This is a genomic window from Marinomonas arctica (assembly GCF_003259225.1).
GTDB classification, from domain to species: domain Bacteria; phylum Pseudomonadota; class Gammaproteobacteria; order Pseudomonadales; family Marinomonadaceae; genus Marinomonas; species Marinomonas arctica.
On record NZ_QHJF01000010.1, the window covers coordinates 35,744 to 59,625 of the forward strand.

At 45.3% G+C, this 23,882-nt stretch carries 23 protein-coding genes; 10 read left to right on the forward strand and 13 right to left on the reverse strand.

Features of this window, described 5'->3' with window-relative positions; all coding sequences use genetic code 11:
* Positions 1-112 precede the first annotated feature (112 nt).
* The 4 genes from DK187_RS07305 (at position 113) to DK187_RS07320 (ending at position 4,129) form a co-directional block, all read left to right on the forward strand.
* A complete protein-coding gene (locus DK187_RS07305) occupies positions 113-1,006 on the forward strand; it encodes a LysR family transcriptional regulator (RefSeq protein WP_111606693.1) in 894 nt (297 codons plus the stop codon).
* Between the two features lie 169 nt (positions 1,007-1,175).
* On the forward strand, positions 1,176-3,038 hold the full coding sequence (locus DK187_RS07310) for a methyl-accepting chemotaxis protein (RefSeq protein WP_111606694.1): 1,863 nt from the start codon (positions 1,176-1,178) through the stop codon (positions 3,036-3,038).
* A gap of 149 nt (positions 3,039-3,187) precedes the next feature.
* The gene (locus tag DK187_RS07315) at positions 3,188-3,550 is read left to right on the forward strand and encodes a hypothetical protein (protein WP_111606695.1); all 363 of its coding nucleotides are present in this window, start codon (positions 3,188-3,190) and stop codon (positions 3,548-3,550) included.
* A 24-nt stretch (positions 3,551-3,574) separates the two neighbouring features.
* Positions 3,575-4,129 (forward strand): cysteine hydrolase family protein, encoded by a 555-nt coding sequence (locus tag DK187_RS07320; protein WP_111606696.1) that lies wholly within the window; start codon positions 3,575-3,577, stop codon positions 4,127-4,129.
* A gap of 41 nt (positions 4,130-4,170) precedes the next feature.
* Here the strand turns inward: DK187_RS07320 and fecE are convergent, their stop codons facing one another.
* The 9 genes from fecE to DK187_RS07365 all read right to left on the reverse strand — a co-directional run bounded on the left by fecE (position 4,171) and on the right by DK187_RS07365 (position 12,721).
* Entirely contained in the window at positions 4,171-4,938 is a 768-nt protein-coding gene (gene fecE, locus DK187_RS07325; RefSeq protein WP_111606697.1) for a Fe(3+) dicitrate ABC transporter ATP-binding protein FecE, read from the reverse strand.
* Between the two features lie 3 nt (positions 4,939-4,941).
* A complete protein-coding gene (gene fecD, locus DK187_RS07330; protein ID WP_223232248.1) occupies positions 4,942-5,901 on the reverse strand; it encodes a Fe(3+) dicitrate ABC transporter permease subunit FecD in 960 nt (319 codons plus the stop codon).
* Positions 5,898-6,899: an iron chelate uptake ABC transporter family permease subunit gene (locus DK187_RS07335; protein ID WP_111606699.1), complete on the reverse strand. Its 1,002-nt coding sequence runs from the start codon at positions 6,897-6,899 to the stop codon at positions 5,898-5,900. Before DK187_RS07335 ends, fecD begins: the two co-directional genes overlap by 4 nt.
* On the reverse strand, positions 6,896-7,816 hold the full coding sequence (locus DK187_RS07340) for a Fe(3+) dicitrate ABC transporter substrate-binding protein (RefSeq protein ID WP_111606700.1): 921 nt from the start codon (positions 7,814-7,816) through the stop codon (positions 6,896-6,898). Before DK187_RS07340 ends, DK187_RS07335 begins: the two co-directional genes overlap by 4 nt.
* A 166-nt stretch (positions 7,817-7,982) precedes the next feature.
* A complete protein-coding gene (gene gntR / locus DK187_RS07345; RefSeq protein WP_223232247.1) occupies positions 7,983-8,993 on the reverse strand; it encodes a gluconate operon transcriptional repressor GntR in 1,011 nt (336 codons plus the stop codon).
* A gap of 186 nt (positions 8,994-9,179) precedes the next feature.
* Positions 9,180-9,674, reverse strand: a complete 495-nt coding sequence (locus DK187_RS07350) for a gluconokinase (RefSeq protein ID WP_111606702.1) — start codon at positions 9,672-9,674, stop codon at positions 9,180-9,182.
* A gap of 79 nt (positions 9,675-9,753) precedes the next feature.
* Positions 9,754-11,070 (reverse strand): TRAP transporter large permease, encoded by a 1,317-nt coding sequence (locus tag DK187_RS07355; RefSeq protein WP_111606703.1) that lies wholly within the window; start codon positions 11,068-11,070, stop codon positions 9,754-9,756.
* Positions 11,063-11,620, reverse strand: coding sequence for a TRAP transporter small permease subunit (locus DK187_RS07360; protein ID WP_111606704.1), 558 nt, complete (start codon positions 11,618-11,620; stop codon positions 11,063-11,065). Before DK187_RS07360 ends, DK187_RS07355 begins: the two co-directional genes overlap by 8 nt.
* A gap of 84 nt (positions 11,621-11,704) precedes the next feature.
* On the reverse strand, positions 11,705-12,721 hold the full coding sequence (locus tag DK187_RS07365; RefSeq protein ID WP_111606705.1) for a TRAP transporter substrate-binding protein: 1,017 nt from the start codon (positions 12,719-12,721) through the stop codon (positions 11,705-11,707).
* Between the two features lie 328 nt (positions 12,722-13,049).
* Between DK187_RS07365 and siaA the strand changes: the two genes are divergently transcribed.
* From siaA to DK187_RS07395, 6 genes are all read left to right on the forward strand, one after another.
* Positions 13,050-15,050 (forward strand): biofilm regulation protein phosphatase SiaA, encoded by a 2,001-nt coding sequence (siaA, locus tag DK187_RS07370; RefSeq protein WP_111606706.1) that lies wholly within the window; start codon positions 13,050-13,052, stop codon positions 15,048-15,050.
* An 11-nt stretch (positions 15,051-15,061) separates the two neighbouring features.
* Positions 15,062-15,598 carry a biofilm regulation protein kinase SiaB gene (gene siaB / locus DK187_RS07375; protein WP_111606707.1) on the forward strand — a complete coding sequence of 179 codons (537 nt, stop codon included), beginning with the start codon at positions 15,062-15,064 and terminating at the stop codon, positions 15,596-15,598.
* A gap of 10 nt (positions 15,599-15,608) precedes the next feature.
* Positions 15,609-15,983, forward strand: a complete 375-nt coding sequence (siaC, locus tag DK187_RS07380) for a biofilm regulation phosphoprotein SiaC (protein ID WP_111606708.1) — start codon at positions 15,609-15,611, stop codon at positions 15,981-15,983.
* Entirely contained in the window at positions 15,984-16,790 is an 807-nt protein-coding gene (locus DK187_RS07385; protein ID WP_111606709.1) for a diguanylate cyclase, read from the forward strand.
* A gap of 140 nt (positions 16,791-16,930) precedes the next feature.
* Complete coding sequence (locus DK187_RS07390; protein WP_111606710.1) at positions 16,931-18,796, forward strand: DUF294 nucleotidyltransferase-like domain-containing protein; 1,866 nt, start codon at positions 16,931-16,933, stop codon at positions 18,794-18,796.
* Positions 18,797-19,459: a 3'-5' exonuclease gene (locus tag DK187_RS07395; RefSeq protein ID WP_111606711.1), complete on the forward strand. Its 663-nt coding sequence runs from the start codon at positions 18,797-18,799 to the stop codon at positions 19,457-19,459.
* A gap of 46 nt (positions 19,460-19,505) precedes the next feature.
* Here DK187_RS07395 and DK187_RS07400 read toward each other — a convergent pair whose 3' ends face one another.
* From DK187_RS07400 to DK187_RS07415, 4 genes are all read right to left on the reverse strand, one after another.
* Positions 19,506-20,309 (reverse strand): UDP-2,3-diacylglucosamine diphosphatase, encoded by an 804-nt coding sequence (locus DK187_RS07400; protein WP_111606712.1) that lies wholly within the window; start codon positions 20,307-20,309, stop codon positions 19,506-19,508.
* Positions 20,310-20,390: 81 nt separating this feature from the next.
* On the reverse strand, positions 20,391-22,157 hold the full coding sequence (locus DK187_RS07405; protein WP_111606713.1) for a GGDEF domain-containing protein: 1,767 nt from the start codon (positions 22,155-22,157) through the stop codon (positions 20,391-20,393).
* Positions 22,158-22,443: 286 nt separating this feature from the next.
* Positions 22,444-22,632 carry an RSP_7527 family protein gene (locus DK187_RS07410; RefSeq protein WP_111606714.1) on the reverse strand — a complete coding sequence of 63 codons (189 nt, stop codon included), beginning with the start codon at positions 22,630-22,632 and terminating at the stop codon, positions 22,444-22,446.
* Between the two features lie 106 nt (positions 22,633-22,738).
* Positions 22,739-23,632 (reverse strand): helix-turn-helix domain-containing protein, encoded by an 894-nt coding sequence (locus DK187_RS07415; protein WP_111606715.1) that lies wholly within the window; start codon positions 23,630-23,632, stop codon positions 22,739-22,741.
* Positions 23,633-23,882 lie beyond the last annotated feature (250 nt).

A 23,882-nucleotide genomic window follows, 5' to 3' on the forward strand; every position in this document is an offset into this window, starting at 1 on the left:
TAGTCTATCCAATTTATCTAATAAGCATAATGAGAAGGTTTTTGACTTCATTGATCTAATAATTGATACAATTGGTGTCGTCTTTGTTGTCCATAGAAAAAGAGTCCTCACGATGGAAATCTCGTTTGAGCAATTAAAAAGTATGGTGGTATTTGCCCAAGTAGTGGAGCAAGGCAGTTTAACGGCTGCGGCAAAATTCATGGGGATTTCCCGCGGTGTGGTGAGTTATCACCTGAAAAAGTTAGAAGAGCAACTGGGCGTAAAACTGCTGAATCGTACCACGCGTTCTTTGTCATTAACTGAAACGGGCGAAGCCTATTACCAGCGTTGTCGAGCGATTGCCTTTCAGGCTCATGAAGCGAACTTACAAATAGAAAAGGCCAAACAAGAGCCTGAAGGGAAGCTGAAGATCTCTTGTCCAGTGAATTTGGGGTTACAGGTGATTGTGCCAGCGCTGAATGAGTTTCGACGACTTTACCCATTAATTGAACTAAATGTGTCGCTGAGTGACGAAGTAGTTAACATCATGAAAGACGGTATTGATTTGGCGATTCGCGGTGCGCCCTTACTAGACTCTGGACTTCAAGCCAGTAAATTAAAAACCTTTGAAACTTGCTTATGTGGTTCGCCAGAGTATTTTCGTCGTCGTGGTAAGCCAACACAGCCGGAAGAGCTTTATGATCATGATTGGGTGGTCTACACGCCAGCAGCGAATACAGTACATCTTAGTCAGGGTTCCAAGTCGTTTAGTTTGTCCGTGCGTGGCGCAGTGAGCACCAATAATGCAGCCGCTAGAACCATTTTTTTAGAAGGCGGCAATGGCATTGGACGAATTCCCATGTACGACGCATTACCTCGTATCGCTAATGGCAGTCTGGAGCGAATTTTACCAGATTATAAGTGTACCGGAATTGACGTGTATGCGGTTTTTCCACCGGGCACCGCAGAGTCTAAAAAACTTCGTTTGTTGTTAGATTTTATGAAAACGTCGTTTGCTCGGTTTTGATGTGAGAAGATGTTTTGTAACAAGTCTTGGATGGTAATGTTACAAGCTGTGATGTTTTTTAGGGATTTGTGTGGGTACAGGATCTTCTGGCCCTTTTTGATTATCATATTATGACTAAGGATTGAGTTTTATATGAGAAGGAAAATTTTTTGAATGATAGGAACCTCTTGTGCTTATAAAACACAAATTGATTTTGAATACGGCATTGCTTGTTGTGGCGCTGGTTGCCATGTTGGGACTTTTTTACAACACCCAGAGCAGTCTTGAAAAACTAACGTATGCCAAGAGCCTAGTTTCGCAACAGGAAGTGGACATGCTGACGTTGCGTCGTAACGAAAAAGACTTCCTTGCCCGTCTTGATCTGTCTTATGAGACAAAATTTAATGAGACCATGACGTCTCTTCTTGACGATCAAGTTTTGCTTGAAAATGTGATGAACGAGTTCGACATCGAGACAAATATTCTGCGGGAACTCATGGTGTATTTTAAAGAATATCAAGTGAGCTTTACGTCGGTCGTATCGGCTTCTGAAACGCTTGGGTTAACACCAGAGACAGGGCTACAAGGACAATTACGCAGAGCAGTACACAATATAGAAAGTGAATTGTCTGCGCTAAATCAGGACGCGTTATTAGTCACTATGTTGCAGCTACGTCGCCATGAAAAGGATTTTATGTTGCGCCAAGACCCTAAGTATATCACCACGTTTAATCAAACCTTGGACACGTTAGAACGTAACTTGCAAACAGCTTCACTGCCTGAGGACAAAGTCTCGTTACTGGTATCGCTTGCTGAACAATATCGTCAGGGTTTTAATCAATACGCAGACGGGAAAAAAGCATTAGGTTTGAACAGTCAAGAAGGTAAGTTGTTGGCGATGCGTGAATCCATTCATAGAACGGAGACTGCACTTGATACTTTAGCGTCACAATTAACCGTTGTTATTCAGGCAAAAGCCTCTTTTGCGATGATGATCACGACTATTTTGTGTGGCGTTATTGTTGTGCTCGGCGTGCTTGTTGCTTGGGTTATTAATCGGACGATTAATTCTGCCTTGAGCACCATCCAAGTGACGATGCGAGAGATTCAAACGACGCATAATCTGCGTCTGCGTGTTGATCTGCCTGCAAAAGATGAGATTGGCTTGGTTGCCGCCAGTATCAACGATATGTTAGCAGACTTTAGTCATGTGATTGCCAATGCCAATCAAACCGTGAAAGAGATGAATGCAACCACCATTCAGTTGTCAAAAAATGCCGCGAGAACATCTGAGGACGCTGAGAAACAAAGAGCAGAAACGGATCTAGTTGCCGTGTCGGTTACTGAAATGGTGGGCACTGTGGAAGACATCTCACGTAATATGGAAATGGCGGCAGCGAAGGCTCTATTGACTCAAGAAGGTGCAATTGAAGGGCAGTCAAAGGTGAATTCTGCCATTGATCGTATACGCCAGCTTTCAGAACGATTAGAAAGTTCTGTCGAAACGGTTGGTGCGTTAGCGAAAGAAAGTGAGAGTATTGGTACCGTATTAAATGTGATTCAAGGCATTGCTGAGCAGACGAATTTGCTGGCACTGAATGCGGCAATTGAGGCGGCACGAGCGGGTGAGCAAGGACGTGGTTTTGCGGTTGTGGCCGATGAAGTTAGGGCGTTAGCCAGTAGAACCCATTCTGCGACAGAAGAAATTTCTGAGATTATTGTGACCTTGCAAGGCCGTACAAAAGGCATTGTCACTTTAATGGAAGATTGTCGCCAAGATGGTATTTTAAGCCGTGACGAAGCCGCGACCACGGGGGTCGTTCTAAAACAGATCATTCTTGATGTACAAGAAATATCGTCTATGGCGAGTTCTGTGTCAACAGCCATTGAACAGCAGACGATTGCGGCTAATGAGATTAGTAAAAACGTCGATACTATTCGCGAAATTACCGAAGACACCACTGAATCTGTGGCGTTAAATTCGAAAGCCAGTCAGTCAATTGCCGCTCAAGCGGATTCTTTGAATCGCAGTATTTCAATTTTTAAAGTGTGACTTTTGATGTGTGATGGATGTATGGACTGATAAGCTAGAATGCAGCTGAAATAACGCTAGATCGTAAATGGCATCGATAACGATCTAGCTATTATGGTTAACATACCGTTATCATGCGGATATTATTTGACGTTTTTGAGAGGCCATTTATGTTATATCGCTTGCTGTTTTGTTTGTTTCTTAGCTGTTCTGTCACGTTTTCGATGGCAGAGCAAAGCTCGGTAGAAGAGGAGGGAAAACTTGCAAAAACCGTTGTGGAATTAGAGCGTAGCGTGGCTGTTTTGCAGTTATCCACGGCCTCTTTGGGGGATTATCAGACTCTTGCTACTAAGATGGCTCACGTTAACGCCTTGGAATACCGAGTGAATTTTCTTGGTAACCTGACGTTCTTGTTGTTCATGAGTTTAGTGGTTTTCTTTTTCAAATTGCGTCATCAGCAAAAACGATTATTAGCACTTGAACAGCGAGAAACGGAAAAGAGCAGCCAACAAGAAAGCAAAGACGTGAAATAAGCGTGTTTTAACAAGGAATGAACCATGTCTAACCCCATTGTGTTGATTATTATAGATATGCAGCAAGGCATGTCTTGGCCACAAGCGGGTGAGCGAAATAACCCAGATGCTGAGCATCAAATAGCGGAATTGCTTGCTCACTGGCGAGCTAGCCATGCGCCGATTGTGCATGTTCGACATTTATCTACAGAACCTGAGTCGTTGTTTTGGCCTGAGCAAGAAGGAGTATTGTTTCAAGATGCCTTTCAGCCCTTAGCAGATGAGAAAATTATTGAAAAATCTGTGCCGGATGCTTTTATTCATTCTGATCTTGAAGCTTGGTTAAGAGATCAAGAGACACAGGCCTTAGTGGTAGTTGGTGTCAGTACCAATAATTCAGTCGAGTCGACGGTCAGAAGTGCAGGAAACTTAGGTTTTAACACCTATGTGGTGGGAAGTGCCTGCTTTGCCTTTGAAAAAGACGATTTTTTTGGGCACGCGCGCAGCGCCGATGAGGTACATGCTATGTCACTGGCAAATTTACATGGTGAATACGCCACCGTAATCAGCCAAGACGAAGCCTTTGCATTACTGCTTTAAATAGCAGCCTAAAGGATGCATATCAGTGGAATATTATTTTTTTATTCCACTACACACATGGGCGTTTTGGCAATTGGGTCTCGGTGGATTTGCGCATTCAATGAAAAAACGTCTTTCATCAGTGTCTGTGTGAGGACAGAGTCAGGTGAGCCTTGGGTGATAATGCTGCCTTGTTTCATCACAATAAGATGGTCGCAGTACCGAGCGGCTTGGTTAATGTCATGTAATACAGTAATGATGGTTTTGCCTTGCTTATTGAGCTTACGCAATAAGTGCATCAACTCGACTTGATGGCTTAAATCCATGTAGGTGGTGGGCTCATCGAGCAGTAAGTAGGGCGTATCCTGAGCCAAGGTCATTGCTAACCAAACGCGTTGGCGTTGACCGCCGGAGAGTTCGCTGACCAATTGATCTGCAAGCTCGGTAATGCCCGTTTCATGCATAACGCTGTCTATTATTAGCTGATCTTGCCTGTTAAGTCGCCCCCAAAAACCGGTGTATGGACTACGCCCATAGGCGACCAAATCTTTTACTTTTATCCCTTCCGGAATAGGTTGAGTCTGCGGTAATAATGCTAATTGCTGAGCCAATTTTTTGGACGCTATGCTATGAAGATTTTTCCCCTGCCACTGAACGTGCCCTTCCATAGGAGAAAGAATGCGCGCCATAGCTTTTAGTAAGGTGGATTTCCCGCAGCCATTTGGACCAAGTAGAGCAATGATTTTCCCTTCAGGAATACTCAAATTAACCTGCTTTACGATGGCTTTATCATGGTAGCCAACGGATAAATTGTGAGTGCTAAGAGACATGGATTATTTTGTCCTAAAGAGTAACCAAAGAAAATACGGTGCGCCGATAATGGCGGTCATAATACCGGCGGGTAATTCAATCGGTGGGTCAATGGTACGAGCCGCGAGATCGGCCAGCAGCAGCAAAATGGCGCCAACCAACATGGTGGAAGGTAAGAGCAATTGATGGCGTCCACCAACCAGTTTACGAGTTAAGTGAGGAGCCACTAAGCCTAGGAAGCCGATCGGGCCACAAATGGCGACACATGAGGCTGTGAGTCCAACGGCGATGGCGAGTGAGACTAAACGCAGCGTGCTTGCTTTAACGCCAAGACTAATGGCGCTGTCGTCGCCAAGATAAATAAGGTTGAGCGGTTTTGCCAGCCAAAGCGCACAGGGAATAAGCAGTAGCCAAGGCAATAACATGGCAAGTTGATTCCAACCGCGTCCCCATAAACTCCCCGTTAGCCACAGTAATGCGTTGTTTATTTCTAAGGGCTTAACCAGCATGAGGAAATCGATACAGCTGGCGTATAGCGCGGCTAATGCGACGCCCGTAATGGCCAGTTTAATCGTGCTGCTGTGTTGGCCGCATAGCCACCAGAGCATCAGCGCGGCAATCAAGCTGCCAATTAACGCGACGGCAGGCAACCAACTGATGTCGGCACTGGGAAAAAATGTCATATAAAAGACAGCGGCTAGCCCCGCCCCATGACTGACACCCAGTACATCCGGTGATGCCAAGGGATTGCGAATCACGCCCTGCACCAACGCGCCAGCAAGGGCCATCATGGCGCCCACTAACATGGCCAAAATAGTACGAGGGAAACGGTATTCATGAATAGTAAAGTAGTTCGCGTTACCGACTTGAAACCCTTCTATAATATGTTTAAAGGGAAGTGACACCGCGCCAAACATGAGGTTTGCAACCAGCAAGCCTAACAAGATAAGTAACAAGATTGGCAGTGAGCGCGTGGCCATCATAAGGTCCTTTTGCGGACGAGATAGATGAAAAACGGCGCGCCGATGAGCGCCAAAATTGCCCCAGCAGGCGTTTCTGCGGGATAAATAATGGCGCGACTGACGGTATCCGATAAAACCACCAAGCAAGCGCCAAGTATCATAGCAACAGGTAAAAACTTGCGATGATCTTGCCCCGCCAGCATTCTGGCCATATGAGGAATAAGTAGTCCAACAAAGCCAATGGCGCCTACGCTGCTGATGGCGCTGCCCACTAATAGCAGGACCAGAAAGCTACCGCCCAATTTCACCCAGATAAGCGACACGCCAAGGTTGCGTGCATTATCGTCGCCAAGCTGTAATAGATTGAGCGAGGGCGCAATGAAGAGAGCGCCTAATAATCCGATAATACAAACAGGCCATAAGGCGTCAAAGGTTTGCCATCGGGCATCGGTCAAGCTACCCGCAAGCCAAGTCAGCACTCCAGCGGCTTGGTCCTCTGCGATAATAATCACCGCTTTGGTTAACGCCGCACACAATGCGGAAATAGCGACACCTGCTAGTACCAATCGACCATGTTCATTGCCACCACGCCATGCGTTGCCCAGCAGCATAACCAAAGCCCATGCGATACCACCGCCAAGCATAGCCGCCACCGACGTGCCGAGTAGGCCAAACCAAGGAGCGATACTGGACACGGTTGCCATGCCCAGCGCGGCGCCTGCGTTGATACCTAAAACAGAGGGAGAGGCGAGAGGGTTTTGTGTTAAACCTTGCATAATAACGCCCGCCGCCGCGAGATTGGCGCCCACCATAATACCAATTAGTACTCTTGGTAGGCGTAAATCGTGGACAATATGCTGGGCAATACTGTCTTCATTCATCTTGTATAAAGCGTGAAGAGCGTCCATCGGCGTCACGGCAATAACAGACCAACTGAACAAGCTAATCCATCCGCAGACCAGCAAAAACAGTAGCAAGAGCAAGCATTGCCCGATAAAAGGCAGACGTGTAAAAATCATTGATTGGCGCTAAAAACACGAATGAGATCTTGCCCCATGGTTTCCGCTGAAATAATGCCACGGCATCGAGACCAGGTATTGGGATTAACAGAATAAATATGCTTGTTTTTGGCGGCTTTTAATACAGACCAAAGCGGTTCATTTTTCCATTTATCGATAATACTGGGTGTGACGTAATGGCCAACAATAAAGTAGTCAGGATTTACTGCAAGGAATTGCTCTAGGCTGGTTTGGCGATAAGCGTCGTCGCTTCTACCCGTGTTGGCATTTTTTAAGCCTAAGGCTCGAATCACACCGCCAGCGTACGAATCGGCGGTATGCAAAAACAGCGCGTCATCACGCGCTACGCCAAATTGCACTTCTTTTCCTTCTGGTAATTGTTTTGCAAAATCGGCCATTCTTTGAGCATGCAGCTTTAAGCGCGCTTGCATTTCTTTGTCTTTGCCAATGGCTTTGCCGATGATAGCGGTGGCGTGAAGGTTCTCTTCGTAGGTCGCGCGACGTGAGGGCAGAATTAAGGTGGGAGCTATTTTCTGCAGATCCGCATATACCCCTTCATGGCGTGAAATATCGGCAATGATGAGATCCGGTTTAAGCGATGCGATGGTTTCAAGGCTGGGCTGAGAGCGCGTACCCACCGACGTCCAATCTTCAATTTCATCACGAATTTCTTTTAAAATACGCTCAGGATCTTTGTCGTCGGCAATGCCCACAGGACTGACGCCAACAGCCGCCAATGCGTCCACAAAGGAAAGCTCTAATACGACGATGCGTTTTGGCGTGTAATCTAGGCTAAACGTGCCCTTACTGTCTTCTACACTATTGTGAATACCGTTTTGTGTAGAAGAAAAGGCGGGGGCAGAGAAAGAGAGACACAGTATAAGAGTAGAGAGGGTAATGGCGAAAAAACGCTTCATGGGACAGCCTTTGAGTATGAAGAAAAAACACAATAATGATAACACTTATCAATTATATTTGAAGTGTTTTTCGCGCCAGTCTGGGGTGCCTCGTCTTCACTGTCAGATCTGTCTTTAACAATGTCGTGCTAGGCTATTATGCTGCTGCCTAGCAATGAACATAGCATCAGATACTTTCACCGGCTTCTATTTGGAAGGGTAAATCAATAATGCGTTGTGAGACGGGGTTTCCTTGTAAGCGCGACAGTAAATGCTCGGCGGCAAGACGTCCCATTTCTTCACGGGGCGTGATAACGGTAGCGAGTAAGGGCACCATAGCGCGGGAAATATCATGACCATGAAAGCCTGCAATGCCAATGTCTTCTGGCACCTTAATCCCTGCTTTTTGACAAGCATAGAGTGCGCCGATAGCCAAATCGTCGTTGGTACAAAAAATACCATCAGTATCGGGTTGTTGCTGTAGGGCGTCTTTTAAAAACTTCGCCCCTAAGGTGAAGGAGGAAGCGCTGTTGGTTTTTAAGCACAAAGGCGCTAAGCCGTTGTCGTGCATGGCGGCTTCATAGCCTTTAATCTTAAACAAGGTACGTTGGTCCATGCGAGCTGCAAAGTAGACAATTTTTTGTCGACCGCGCTGAATCATGAACTGCGTCATCGCATAAGCGGCGGCTTGATTGTCTATGCCGATGGCTTGCTCGATAGGGGGGGAAACCGAATCCATGATTTCGATCACTGGAATACCTGCGACAGAAAGCATCTTTCTAACACGTTCAGTATGGTAACTTTCAGAAATAATCAGGCCATCGACACCATAGGAGAGTAGCGTCGCGATACGGGATTCTTCTGCTTCTTTGCTATACCCATAGTGGGCCAACATAGTTTGATAGCCAGCCGGTTCGAGTATCGACTCAATGCCACGGATGACTTCAGCGAAGACTTGGTTTGTTAAAGAGGGCAGTAAAACGCCAATCGCGTGACTTTTTGATTTGGATAAAATATCAGGAGCCCGGTTTGGTATATAGCCTAAGTCTTCTAATGCGTCAGCGATCTTGGTTTGCAAGGGCACAGAGACTTGCTCTGGATTTCTAAGAAAACGACTAACAGTCATCTTAGTGACGCCAACCAAATCCGCTACGTCTTGTAGAGTAGGGCGCTTATTTTTTGTATTAGAGATTTTCATACCAGTGACGTATCCATGTTTTGTTACACGTAACATTATCATAAGCCATTCATGGCTAGAAACAAAAAATAGCGGTTATTAAGGCGTTAGTTGAATAAAAATAAGATTCAGATCGAGAGTAAGTGTTTACTTATTTTTTGAGAAGAAGCACAACATGTGATTGTGCTTCTTGTTTTAGGTTATCGCTTATTTTTTCGCCAAAAGTGTCAGTGCTTCATTCAATACCACATCCGCTTCTTGTGAGATGTCGATCACGAAGGCTTCGTCTTCAGTTGGCTCGATCAAGGTGGCGAACTGGCTTTCAAGCATGTTGCGCCCGTTAAAATAGTGACCGTCGCGTTTTTGATGACGCTGCCAAATGGTATCTATGTCACCTTTTAGGTAAATCATGGTGACATCGTCCAAACCATTACGCAGCATGCTTCTATATTCTGGTTTGAGTCCAGAACAGGCAATAACAGCCGCTGGATTATTGATCAGTAAGGCATTCAGTGTGGCTAACCAGTCTTTACGATCATCATCGTTAAGTGGCGTGCCCTGACGCATTTTGTCCACATTGGCTTGGCTATGAAAGTCGTCACCATCAAAAAACGGATAACCGAGTTGGTCGGCGATATTTTTGCCTATTAGGGATTTCCCTGAGCCTGATACGCCTAGCACTACAATTCTTTTTGTCATCATCTGGGTTCCTCATACCTTGCTGTTTCCAGCAAGGCTGTGTCGTTCAAAAAGCCGTATTGAACGGCATGGTCACAATGGGTTATTTCCACCAAAGGGCCAGCTCAGGGAAGAATATGACCAAGGCAAGTACCGCGATCTGCATTCCGATGAAGGGTAATAAAGAGCTGAAAATTTCACCGAGGCTGATGTCTTTGGGGGCAACAGATTTAAGATAAAATGCCGCAGGGCCAAAGGGTGGTGATAGAAAGGAAACCTGCATATTGAGACAGAAAACCACACCAAACCAGATCGGGTCTAAGCCAAGACCAGTAATAATGGGGACGAAGATTGGCATGGTTAATAACGCAACACCGACCCAATCCAAGAACATCCCTAACACTAACAAAATAACCATCATGATCATGATGGTGCCCATGACGCTGCCACCACTTAATGACAAGATGATCTCTTCAACGAAATCGATACCGCCCATGAGGTTATAAACACCGACCAGCGCCGTCGCACCAATACCGATCCAGATGATCATGCCGCAGGTACTCATGGTCGCTTTGGCGCTGTCTTTTAGCATGGCAAAATTCAGTTCACCGCGAATCGCCGCGCTAATCAGGATACCAACAACGCCCAGGGCAGAGGCTTCAGTGACCGAGGCGATACCTGTATAAATACTGCCTAATACCATCATCACAGTCAGCAATGGAAACAGTAGTGCTTTGAAATAGTTGACGTCTTCGTCTGCGGCAAGCTCTTCTGCACTAGGAAGTGGGGCGTATTCTGGGTGAATACGACACAAGATCAGCACATAAGCCATGTAGGCAAACGCTAGAATAAAAGCCGGTAAAAAGGCGGCTTTAAACAAATCGCCAATGGAAACGCTGGCGGTCAAGCCGTAAATAATCAAAACGATACTGGGCGGTAACATGGTGCCCAGTGCGCCACCGGCACAGGTCGTACCAATCGCCAATTTACGGTTATAACCAAGGCGTAGCATCTGCGGTAACGCTAAAATACCCAACAGGACGGTTTCACCACCAATCACGCCAGACATTGACGCCAAAACAACGGCGACCAATAAGGTTTGTATCGCCACACCGCCACGTAGTTTACGACCAAAGACTTTCATGGCATCGAACAGATCGCGAGCGATGCCTGATCTGTCTAATAATGCGGCCATTAAGACGAACATGGGGACGGCAAGGAAAACATAGTCGCCAACAAAGCTGTATAGACGGCTGGTGATCAAAGGCAAGGCGCCAACACCAAACCAACCAATCGCAAAAATAAGGGCAACCAAAGCGGTAACAAAGGCTAATTGCATGCCAGTTAGCAACAATAAAATCATTGAGCCAAGCATGAGTAGGCTGCCGTAGCCTATTCCAATCGCGGATAAATCAAACATCTTTACGTTTCCTTAAGCCATTTAATTCTTGTATTAAGTGCAAGGAAAACTGCACAAACATGATGCACAAAGTGGCAAACACCATACCTTTTACCAAGGCAGGGAACACCGGATCCCAAGCCGATCCAGACGTTTCTAAACGCAAATCTCCTAATGGCGTAAACCAAGAGTCTTGTACCATTTGATAAGCCGCCCAACTAAGCAGACCAGAAAATAACAGCCCCATGATGTGATGAAAAACATTCAACCAACGGCGTGTGGTGTCAGAGACGAGGTCGTATATGAGTACGACGCGAACATGTTTATTAATGGATAGGGCATAAATACCACCATAAATAAATAACATACCGCCAAGAAAAGAAGCTGTTTCATGTACCCACATGGTGGGAGCATTAAACACATAGCGCATCAACACTTCATAAAAAGAAATGGCTACGGTGAAAAGAAACAATAGACTGATGGTGTTGCCAAAAGTAAAAATCACCTTATCTAACGTATTTCTAGGGCGTTCTGAACTATCGGGCGTCTCTGGATGAATTTCGTTTTTCATGATCATAATCCAATGAAAATCAGGCGCCGATGCAATGTGTCATTGCAGGACGCCTGTTTGCAGGTTGAAAAGGTTTGTCTCAGATTAGAGGAGATCGTTCTCTTCTAGGTATTTTGTAATAGAGTCATACACTTTTTGTGCGTTAGCAGAACCTTTGGCGAATTCAGCCCATTGAGTGCGAGCAATTTCACGGAACTTCTTACGCTCTTCAGCAGACCAATCATGGATAGTGATGTTTGGGTCCGCTTTGGCTGCTTTTACGGCGGCTTGATCAGCAATACGCAATTGCGTCGTCATGTCTTCAGAGAAGTCACGTACTGAAACCGTCAGGATAGCTTGAATATCCGCTGGCAGTGCGTCCCACTTTTTCTTATTCATTGAAATATCAATCAATGGCAACGAGTGGAAACCAGGCTGAACAGGGTGTGTTGCAATGTCGTTCATGCCCGCTTTTTGGTTGGTTGAGAAAACCGTGTAGTCAGCGGCATCGATAACGCCCTTGCTTAGACCGGTGAATACTTCAGATCCCGGTAAGTTTACTGGAGCGGCACCCGCTGCAGCGAATACACGTTGAACCAAACCTTCAGGTGCACGAAGTTTTAGACCTTTTAAATCCGCCACACTGTCTAGTGGAACACGAGATACTAAAGACTCAACACCTGTTGTAGAACCGCCGATGAATTTCACACCATAAGGCGCATAAAGTTCATTCATTAGCTCGTAACCACCACCGTGGTTAACGTACTGAAGTAGTTGCTGGGTGTTTGACCATGCGCCCACTGTGTTACCAATTAGACCAAAGGCTGGATCTTTACCAGAGAAGAATTCAGTAGCAGTAATGTGGCCATCTAAAATGCCCATTTTAATGCCGTCTAAGGTTTCTGTGTGCTTAAAAATGCTGCCTACTGGAAGTAAATCAATTTGTACACGTCCCCCAGTCATCTCCTCGACACGTTGCGTCCATTCCTTTTGAACTTGGAAGTTTTTATCACCCGCTGGGTCAGAGGACTGAAACTTAAACTTGTAATCCGCTGCAATCGCTGAGGTAGAAAGGATGCCAGCCATAGTCGCTGTTAGAATGGTGGTGCTGAATTTATTCATGGTATTGCTTCCTATTGTTTTTTTTCTAAGAACCGTTTGTAGGAAAGTGCTTGGTTTTTTACGGTATATGTTACCGGTAACTAAGTTGTTATGTTACCGATAACATTTCGGCTTCGTCAAGCCTTTGTCTGGGGAATTTTGTGCTTAATCTTCAGATTATTGATTTTGAAAGATATTTTTGTGTGGGAGCTTGAGTGCGATAAACCAAGACTTTTGCCCCGTGAGTAGGGCAAATAGGGTGCTAGGTTACAAAATGTTACTCCTTTCTTTTCTATATCAAGTTAATGTTTAGAGTATTTTTTATTTAATAAGTGAAGGAAATTCTGGCATGGCCCGTTGGGGATTGCGTGGTAAGTCGTTGTTTGTGTTGGCGAGTACGTGTCTTTTTGCGTTGTTAATTATTACGGTTATTGGCTGGTCTTTTGTGCAAAAAGGGCAGGAGTTGTCAGCCACAAATTATGCCAACAGTTTTACGCAGCTAAACTATCAGCGCATATTAACACCGGTATCAAGAGAAGTGGCTTTGGCCGAACGTTTTGCCAATTCAACGGTGGTAAAGACGTGGTTACAGCGTTCTGATGATCCAGTATTGGCAAATGCTTGGTTGGAAGAGACTCAAGGCTATCTCGATGCGTTTCAAAATCATGCCATGTTCATTGTGAATGATGCGACGGGGCAATATTATTTTGCGGATCAAGACAACCGCTTATCTCTTACACCAAAATACGCGTTAAGCGCTCAAAATAGTGCGGACAGTTGGTACTTTTCAACACGTCAGACGACAGTGCCTTTTGATATTAACGTCAACTACGATGAAGTATTAAAGGTCATGAAGGTCTGGATTAATGTACCTGTGCGTGATCAAGGGCAATTTATAGGCTTGGCGGGAACGGGCTTTTCGTTAGATGTCTTTGTGGCGCAATTTCTTGAAAACCAAGTACAAGGGGTAACCCCGTTTATTATTAATGCCGATGGTGTGATCGAAATTCATCCCAATGAAATGCTGGTCGCTAACAATGTGCAGACGAATCGTTCTGAAAAAGGCTCTATCTATGCGTTGCTAGATAACGAGGCATCTAAAAAAAGTGTAAAAGCCGCTTTAGCCAATGCCCGAAGCAGCGGGGCAAATGTCGTGACAGTGAGTGTTCAGCAAGGTGGACATAAGCAACTCATGTCTTTTGTGTATTTTCCATTACTGGATTGGTTTGTGGTGACCAATGTGGATTTGGATAATGTGAGTATTTTTGACTCCAGTCTCGTGTTGCCTGCGGTGAGCGTGTTTGTACTGCTGTTAATTTTGTTGTTGATTGTGTTTGGTTTTGCGGTAGAGCGTTTATTAATTGCGCCTATTCGTCAATTACAGCAGTCAGCGAAAACCATTGCCAGCGGCTCTTATGACGTGTCTTTTCATGTGGGTGGTAATGATGAAATGGGTGATTTGAGTCAAACCTTTAATAAAATGGCTCAACAAGTTCGTAATCACACTCAGGAATTAGAAGAACGCGTCCAAGAAAGAACCGCAGAGCTGGAAGAAAGTCATGAGAAAATAATGGCAGCCCAGCGCAAAATAGGCGCCTCGATTGATTATGCGAGTTTGATTCAGAAATCCATTTTGCCTGATCGCCAGATGCGCCATTTTTTAGGGGATGATCACAGTGTCATTTGGCGGCCCAGAGATGTGGTGGGTGGGGATTTTTATGTCTTTCATTCCACTGATGAAGGCTTCTTATTGGGAATAGTCGATTGTGCAGGACATGGCGTCCCAGGTGCCTTAATGACCATGTTAGTCAGGGCGGCAATTGATTATTCTATTGTTCGCGTCGGCATTGCAGATCCAGCCGCGTTATTAAAGCTGATTGATGAAACATTGCGCTCCATGTTAAATGAAGAGATCAGTGCCAACAAGGTCGCTACCAATGCTGATGTCGGTTTGGTCTTTGTGCCTAAAAACGGTGATTTTATACGTTTTTCTGGCGCTAAAATTGCGTTGTATGGCAGTAACGGTGATGACTTTGTGAAGTATCATGCTGGCCGCCGTGCCCTGGGAGACCGTCGTTTAGGTGAATACGATAATACCGATTTGCCTATGTCTGGTTGGACTTACTATATGGCGACAGATGGCTTTTTGGACCAATCGGGCGGTGAGAAAAATTTTGGTTTTGGTAATCAACGGTTTGAAACCTTGATTAAAGCCAATGCGGCTTTGTCGTTAAAAGAGCAAGCTGAATCCTTTGAGTCTGCTCTAGACCAATACATGGGAGAGCAGCCACAAAGGGACGATATTACATTGCTGTTATTTCGATTTGACGTTAACAATACGCATTTATAAGGGGAGGTGAAATGAGTTCGCCGGATTTATACGGGTTAAGAGAGCGTTTCGAAAAAGACAATATTTTATTGTGTTTCAATGGGCCAATTTCTCGCAGTTTGATAGAAGAAATAGGCAATGCGCTAAAGAATTATTTGAAGTCTGAGCAATTGTCACCCGCGTCTGCTTTAGATGTGTTTGCAGCCTATATCGAGTTGACGCAGAATATTCGTCATTATGCGGCGTCATCGCAATTACCCGGTGCAGATACCGCCACCGTGATCGTCAGTCATTATGAGGGATGTTACCGAGTTGCCGCTGGAAACATTGTTCGTGTAGAGGATGGTAGCGCGTTGGTGGAACGAATAGAATCTCTTGCTAAACTGGATAAGTCAGAGTTGAAAGCAGCCTATAAGACACAGCTTCGTCTGCCTCGTGATGAAGGGGCTGTGACGGGAGCCGGATTGGGGCTGATTGATATGGCGCGAAAATCATCAAAGCCCATGGAAGCCGCACTGAAAAATATAGACGATGAAACGGCGTATTTTAGTCTAAGTATACAAATTTGAGACAATGACAATGAATGATTTAGTAATAACAGGAACCGTGTCTTCTCCTAGCATAAAAGGCGATTGGCAAAACGGCATACTCTACATGGAAGGCGACTCTTACCCAGAGAATTCTTATGAGCTTTATAGCTCAATGGTGGCTTGGGTAATGGACTACTTGAAAGAAACCGCGTCACCACTGACGCTGGAATTGACCTTGTTGTATCTCAACACCAGCAGTATTAAGGTGATGATGGACATCTTTGATGAAATGGAAGACGCCTTTCAAAAAGGTCGTCAAGTCGCGGTCAACTGGTACTTTGATGCAGAAAACGAACGCGTCGCTGAGTTGGCTGAAGAGTTCAAAGAAGACTGTACTTTTCCTTTTAATATCATAGGCAAATAAATGAAAACCGATTTCATTGAGCTTGAAAAAACCATTCATGACATTTTAGCTGTGCCTGAATATCGGGATCATCCTGCCAGTAAGGCGTTAAAGCAGCTATGGGAAATCAATCAAGATCAGTGGGATCGTATGGATCGTTTAACTCGGTTGTCTGATTCGTATCAAGACATGATGATTCAACGGGAAAGAAGTCTCAGTGAACGTTTTGATAAACACTTACGCCAATTAGAAAAAATGACCCGAATATCGGATCGTTATCAGCGTAGTTTAAGACAGCTTAATATTGAATTAGAGAAAACGTCACTGATTGATCCGTTAACCGAATTGCCGAATCGACGCATGATGATGAAGCGTTTATCTCAAGCCTTTGATGAGCAGTTGGAAGACGAATCGCAACACGGTGTGCGCATTGAGAATCTGACGGTGGCGATGATTGACATTGATTATTTTAAGAAGGTAAACGACGAGTTTGGCCATCAAGTGGGCGATGATGTGCTGATTGCTCTGGGTAAGTTAATGGAAAAAGCAGTGGATGGTCACGGTATTATTGGGCGTTGGGGAGGCGAAGAATTTTTAGTGATTTTACCCTGCCATAACATCAAGGACGCGTCTATCCTGATGGAATCCCTACGTGCAAAAGTGAATGCCTATTCGTTTAAAGCGGACGATAAAACTGTCTCAACCAGTGTCAGTATTGGCATCGCGAGTTATCAAGACAAAGACACCATGGATGCATTATTGTCGAGAGCAGACAATGCGTTATATTTGGCCAAATCACATGGCCGCAACAGTGTGATACTTGGTTAGCCCATAATCGTCCACCGTCATTCATTGCTTGTTTGGGGCAAGTTCTTATTCGTCTTTCTAGACATTGGTCTAAGAAGGGTTTTGTTGTCTATGATAAAAGCGCACACTCTTTTATACGTCGATAAAACGAGAATAATAAAATGGCCGCCATAGACATCCCTGAAGTACATAAATTTATCGAATCCATACCGCCTTTCTCAAGTCTAACATTACTCGAACGTAAGCACTTACTGACGGGGGTGACAATGTTATATGTGCGTCAGGGGCAGACGCTCATCCTAAAAGGCGATGCGGCAACCGTGCATTTGATTCGTCGTGGCGCGTGCGAAATCCGTACTCCAAAAGGCGGGTTGGTGGATCAAATTGCCGACGGTGAATGCTTTGGTGTGTCCAGTGTGATGGCACAAAACCCCGATGGTTTACAGGTGGTCGCCATGGAAGACAGCCTCGTTTATCGTTTTGACAAAGCACACTTTATGGAGACGCTAGAAAAGAGCGACGCTTTTGGGCTTTTCTTTGAGCACACGCGACATAACCGGCTACGCAAACTCTCTCGCAGTCAACGTAACGAACTGGCATCGCCCGCCTTACAGTTGTCTACCCCAGTTACCCACATTATGACCCGCCAGCTGATTTTAGCTATGCCAGAAGAGACGGTGCAAACCATTGCCATGCGTATGACCGAGGCTCGGGTCAGCTCGATTTTAGTGGTTGAGGAAGAACGCTTGCTGGGCATAGTGACAGATCGAGACTTGCGTTCACGTATTTTGGCATTAGGTGGTTCTTCAGATACGTTGGTCAGAGATATTATGACCCTACATCCTGTTAGTTTGACGCCAGACGCGTTAGTGATGCAGGCGCAGACTCTGATGAGCGAGAGCAATATACATCACCTGCCGATTGTTGATGAACAACAAAGAGCGGTGGGAATGCTCACCGCGGCAGACTTATTACGGCACCAAGAGCTCAGCCCGCTGTTATTGATCAATCAAATTCATCGTCAGCATGCCCTAGACAGCCTAGCCAATGTTTGTAAACAATGGCCGACCTTGATCATTAACCTGATTGTGACCGATATGAAACCAGCTGACGTAGGAAAGGTCATAGCGACGGTAAGTGATAACTTGACGCGTCGAGTGATTGAACTGGCGCTGGAGAAATTTGGCCCAGCGCCCATGGCGTTCCAGTTTTTAGTCTTCGGTTCACAAGCGCGCCGCGACCAATCATTGGGCAGTGATCAAGATAATGGCTTGATGTTAGAGCGTGAACCAACGGCTACGGAAAGTCAGTACTTTGCTGATTTAGCGGAGTTTATCTGCCAAGGGCTCGCCCTGTGTGGTATTCGTTTGTGTCCCGGCAACATCATGGCCAGTAACCCAGAGTGGCGCAAGACTGAAGCTGGTTGGCGGCAGGTGTTTTCGGCTTGGATTAAAAGTGGCGCCCCCAGTGCTTTGCTTCATGCCAGCATCTTTTTTGATATTCGTTGTGTCTATGGAAGTGAAGCGCCTGTTGATGCCCTCATTGCATCGATGCAACGGGACATTCAGAAAAATAGTGTTTTCCTAGCGACCTTAACACGCACGGCGTTGGCGACTAAGCCACCATTGGGTTTTTTCCGACACTTTTTGCTGGAATCGTCTGGTGAACACAAGCATCAATTGGATCTGAAACACCAAGGTTTAGCGCTGATTAATGATTTGGCTCGTTTGTACGGTTTGTCTTGTCAGACCTATCGGGTAGCGACATTGGATCGTATCGAGCAGGCGATTCGAGAAAAATTGATCAGCACCGATACGGCCCGTAATTTGATCGACGCGTGGGACAAACTCAACGGTTTGCGCTTGGAGGTACAAAGCCAGCACTGGCAATCGACCGGTAAAGCCAGCGCCTACTTGGATCCGAAAAATCTCAGCTCCTTAGAGCGTAAGCACTTGAAAACGACGTTTAGTATCATTAGCGATGTGCAAGATGTGGCGCAACAGCGCTTTTTAAGAGGGTACAGCTAGATGCCATTAAGCTGCCTGCAGAAAATAAAAGCGTGGCATATATCACGTCAAGCGATGCAACGTGCTTGGACTGAGTGGAATTACTTGGTGTTGGATATTGAAACCTCGGGGCTGGATCCGAAACAAGACCATATCGTCAGCGTCGGTTGGGTTTGCATTCATAAAGGCGTGATTGAACTGGATACGGCGCGGCATATTGTGTTGGATAGCGCACCAATTGGCGACAGTGTCGGCATTCACATGATCACCGATTCGGACGTGCAGCAACAGGGGAAACGCCAAGAAAGTGTGCTGCGTTATCTAAGGCATCTCCTGCGCGAGCGCGTTTTGGTTATGCACCACGCCCCTATGGAACTGGGCTTTTTAAAGCACGCATGGCAAAGCGAAGCCTTACCGACCTTTTCTGCCAGCTGGCTAGACACGCTAGCGATTGAACGCACTAAAGCCAATCGATCCCAGCAACCGATACAAGATGGCGGCTTTCGCCTTGGCGCTTGCCGAGAACGCTACGGCTTACCCGAATACCAAGGCCACGACGCCTTAACCGACGCCCTAGCCACCGCCGAACTACTACTCGCACAAATCGCCTACCAAGGCAAAGACTGCCGACTGCACGACCTAAACCAAATGGGCGGAGGGCGTGTGAAGTTTACGACGCGTTAGTTGTTTGCAGAATAAAAGTGACTGATATTTTCGACGTCCTTCGTCACTAACTCCGAGTAGGCAGTGGTGATAACCCCCAATCTTCTTCTTTGGGTTCCGTGGCTAAGACTTTTGGGTTTTCCGACCAGTGTATTAGGCTCATTTCTCCTGCGGCGGATTCTGTTAGCGCCGTGCAATGTTCGACCCAATCCCCATCGTTGCAGTAAAGAATGTCGTCTTTGATACGAAAGGAAGCAAAGTGAATATGACCGCAGATGTAGCCGTCGACTTTTTGGTTCTTGGCCGATTTTAACGCGGCGGTTTCAAAGCGTTCGATAAACTCTTTTGCTTTGCTAATGTGACTTTTTACATAGCCAGCCAAAGACCAATAGGGTAAGCCAATAAGACGTCTGATGCCGTTTATCCATTGATTCAGTGACAACATCAGTCCGTGGGCTTTGTCGCCAATGGCGAGCATTAGAGGGCTAATTTTAACCATTTGATCGAATTCGTCACCATGACTGACATAAAAGGTGCGGCCGTTGGCGGTTTTGTGGCGAGCGTTGAGTTTTATCTCAATCCCAGAAAGCGTTTGACCGGCAAATTGACGAAAAAACGCATCATGATTGCCTGGAATATAAATAACTTTGGTGCCTGATTTTGCCATAGCAAGAATGCGTTCGACCACTTGATGATGTGTGTCGATAAAGTAGGCTTTATGACGCATTTCTTGTAGATCGATAATGTCACCAACCAAATACAAGGTGTCAGTTTTGATGTTTTGCAAGAAATCCAATAAATGTGCGGCTTGGCAGGCTTTGGTGCCTAAATGCACATCAGAAATAAACACGGATCGAAATGTGGTCTGCATAAACGCCTCCTCTATGGTCTATCCTAAGACTAAAGCGCTTTTATGACAGGGTTATGAGGGCTTTGTGACAGTTAGGTCACATTATCCTACTGCGGTTATTTGTGTGAGATAAGGCTGCAGGTAAATATGGTTGCCGCCTTGTTGTTTGGCCGATTTTTTCGCTTGTGCTGCCAGTTCCGCTACCTGATGGTGGTTGCTGCATTGTTGCGGGTCTGGGTGCACAACGCCGATGGCTAAACTCAAAATAGGGTGAAAAAGGACTTCGCCATGACGGTTTTTTGCCCAAACACCCCCTTCTTGGAGCGTATCAGCAGAATAAAATTCACGTACTTTTTGATCAAAAGCAAGGAGAATCGCTTCACACTGAGGGCGCCAATCGTGATCACCAAAAATCACCACAAAGTCATCGCCACCAATGTGGCCAATGAAATTATTGTCAGGAGTGACCCACTCTTTAATCAACGAACCAACCAATTGGATGACCGCGTCGCCTTTTGAGTAACCAAAGAAGTCATTAAACGGTTTGAAATCGTTCAGGTCAAAATACGCCACATAAAAGTTTTCATTCGCGGCCAAGCGTCGACTCACTTCTCTGTGTATGGGAACGTTGCCAGGTAATAACGTGAGCGGATTCGAGTACGTGGCGTTTTGGATTTTTAATTCGGTAATGCGTTTAAGTAAGTCTCTCAGGTGTCCAGTGCCAATAAACTTGCCTTCTTTAACGACGATGATCTCGTTATTGAGTCGGTCGGCTTCTTGATCAGTGATTAAGGCTGACACACTCGACAAACTGACGTTGCTTTCAACAATAAGCGCATCGTTACTGAGTAAATTGGTGACGGATTTATGTTCATACAGAGCGCGCCCGTAGGGGGTGGAAAACAGTTCATGCAATTGATTACGGTGGACGACACCAAGCGGCTCTTGCTTATCGTTTAAAATAGGAATAGCCACAAGGTCTGGTTGTTTTTTAAAGCATTGTGACGCGTCATCCAAGAGGCAATCTTCGTGCAAGGTTGGTGTTGGTCGACACAAGGTTTGCACCGTCTCGGTATGATCAATGTGGAACTGAGAGCGTCTTTGGGCTTGTTTCACTAAATACGGATGTGTTGAAAAGGCTGGGTTTTCTGTAGGTCGACCGAGGAAATAGCCTTGTCCTAGTGTGACACCAATTTCAATCAGTTGATCGAGTTCTTGTTGTGTTTCTATGCCTTCGGCAATGAGGGTGCAGTTTAGTCGTTGAGCAATGGTTAAAATAGAGCGGACAAATTCGCGTTTGATCTCGTCTTTGTCGATGCCTTTAATAAAGTGCTTATCGACTTTGACGATATCTGGTTGCAATTCAGACCAAAGTTGTAGACCTGAATAGCCAACGCCCAGGTCATCAATCGCAACTTGGAAGCCCATTTTACGATAATGGTCAACGCTGCTGCGCGGTAGCCCATTATGATCATATGGGTGTTGTTCGGATAACTCGATGACGATGTCTTTTTGATCCAAACCTAAGTCTTTTAAAATGGCTAAGGTCATGCCTGACTGATGATTAGGTGAAGCCAGCAGAGAGGCGCTGACATTTAAAAATAGACGGCCTTTTAGGGCTAATTTAGCGAATTTTGAGAGCGCTTTTTCACGACAAAGTAACTCTAATTTATGCAGCTTTCCTTGCTGCTGAGCCACTGTGAATAATGGATCAGGAGAGAACAGTGTGGAATTCATTGGTCCACGAGACAGGGCTTCGTGCCCGTATATTTCACCATTTGTTAAATCGTAAATAGGCTGGAAGTATGGTGTGATCAACCCATTTAAAAGGATTTTCTCAAGTAGAGCATGGTCGTCGATTTGGCTCATTTCGTCTCAAAACTGTCTTGGTTAAAGAAGTATCTAAGAACGAATTTTATGTCATATTTATGACGTTTTGATGACTAAAAAAGCTGGGGATGGGGGAGCTTGAAGAAGGTATTTTGCAGTGATAACCCTGTTACCGGATCGATTTGTTATTCTTGCCGTTCGATCATCGGAAACATGGGGTACGGTCTGCCATTCCGTTATTTGTTTCGACAGCGGCTGTTGATTTTGTCTTTTTCAGACAAGTCACAACGGCAGCGAAAAGTGCAAATAACGTAGACGTAGAGACTTAGTGCTGTGGTTGCGCTGATGTTTTTACCGTGCGATTCGTGGTTAGTTTTACAAACAAAGCTTTTACGCTTGCACTGGCTTTTTTGATGGCAGCTGCGTAGTAAGCACGACGTAACTCATAGGCTTTTTCTACATAGTAATCTGTATCAAGGTTGCCGAATGTGTCGTATTTCATATCGTTTTTCATGGTCATTCTCCTAAAAAATGCAGTCATATTTGACACTTGTTATTCTAGGTTTTGACCAATTATTCAGCAAACGATCAATTTTCAGCTAATAGGTTAGAAAAATTCATCATATTGATGGTTGGTTACTTAATGTTCTGAATTTTCCAGGAGGAAGACCGGTTGAGCGTTTAAAAAAACGTGAAAAGTAACCAGGGTCTTTAAAACCCAAGTCGTAGCTTATTTCTTCCACCGAACGTACGGTATAAATCAGACTGCGCTTGGCCTCAACCAGAATGCGGTCATGAATCAGGTCCAGCACACTTTGATTAAAAGTGGTTTTGCAGAGTCTATTTAAACGGCTGGTGGAGGTGCCTAAAGCTTGGGCATATTGATCACTGGTCCAGTGTTCGCGATAGTGTTTTTCGATTAATTCTTTTAACCATTGCGCATGACTGCTTTCGGTTTTATTTGCGCTTCCAACCTTGCCGTTGGCATGTTGACGATAGAGTAACAGTAAGATGGCTTTAATGAGGTATTCACTCATCAAGCCTCTTCCTTCACGAATGAACGCGGATTCACTTTCGAGTTGTTGAATCAGTGGCCAAAGTTCAGAAAACACATTGCGATGATCATTAAAGTCAATGTAACACGCTTGGCTGAGCAGCGGTTGAATAAATTTGGCCGCTTTTTCTTTGTAGGCGTCTTCAAGCAAGGGTTCCGCGATGCTAATGACCCGTCCATCGGTGTCGGGGGCAAAACGAAAACCGTGCACCACACCAGCGGGCACAATAATGGCCCATGCCCCTTGAAGCTTGTATTGTTGTTCATCTAACTGAACTTTGGCTTCACCGGATTTCAAAATAAGAATCTGGAAAAGTTGTGCGTGCCGATGCGGATTGATTTTCCAGCCAAGGTGACCACTGCGCGATTCTATGTCTTCGATGTGAAAAAACTCCGGATCATTAATCCAGCTGGATTCACCATAAAGTCCAAAGTGTGGGATGTTGGAGGCGCGTGACATGATGGAATAATCTCTTTCTAATGATGTAAAAAACACAAAATAATCGGATATATAGCGACTTTTATATGCCAAAATCCCTAAGAAGTCATTTTTTATTGAAACATAAGTGCTGCGCTTAAAAATGAAAAATGATCAAAAAGTACAATTTTTTGATCATAAATCACCTAACGAAACCACGCTGAATCTTTCATTATGGATAGCACTAGATAGGGGCATTAACCCCTTGTCAAAAAATAACAATAAATTGGAG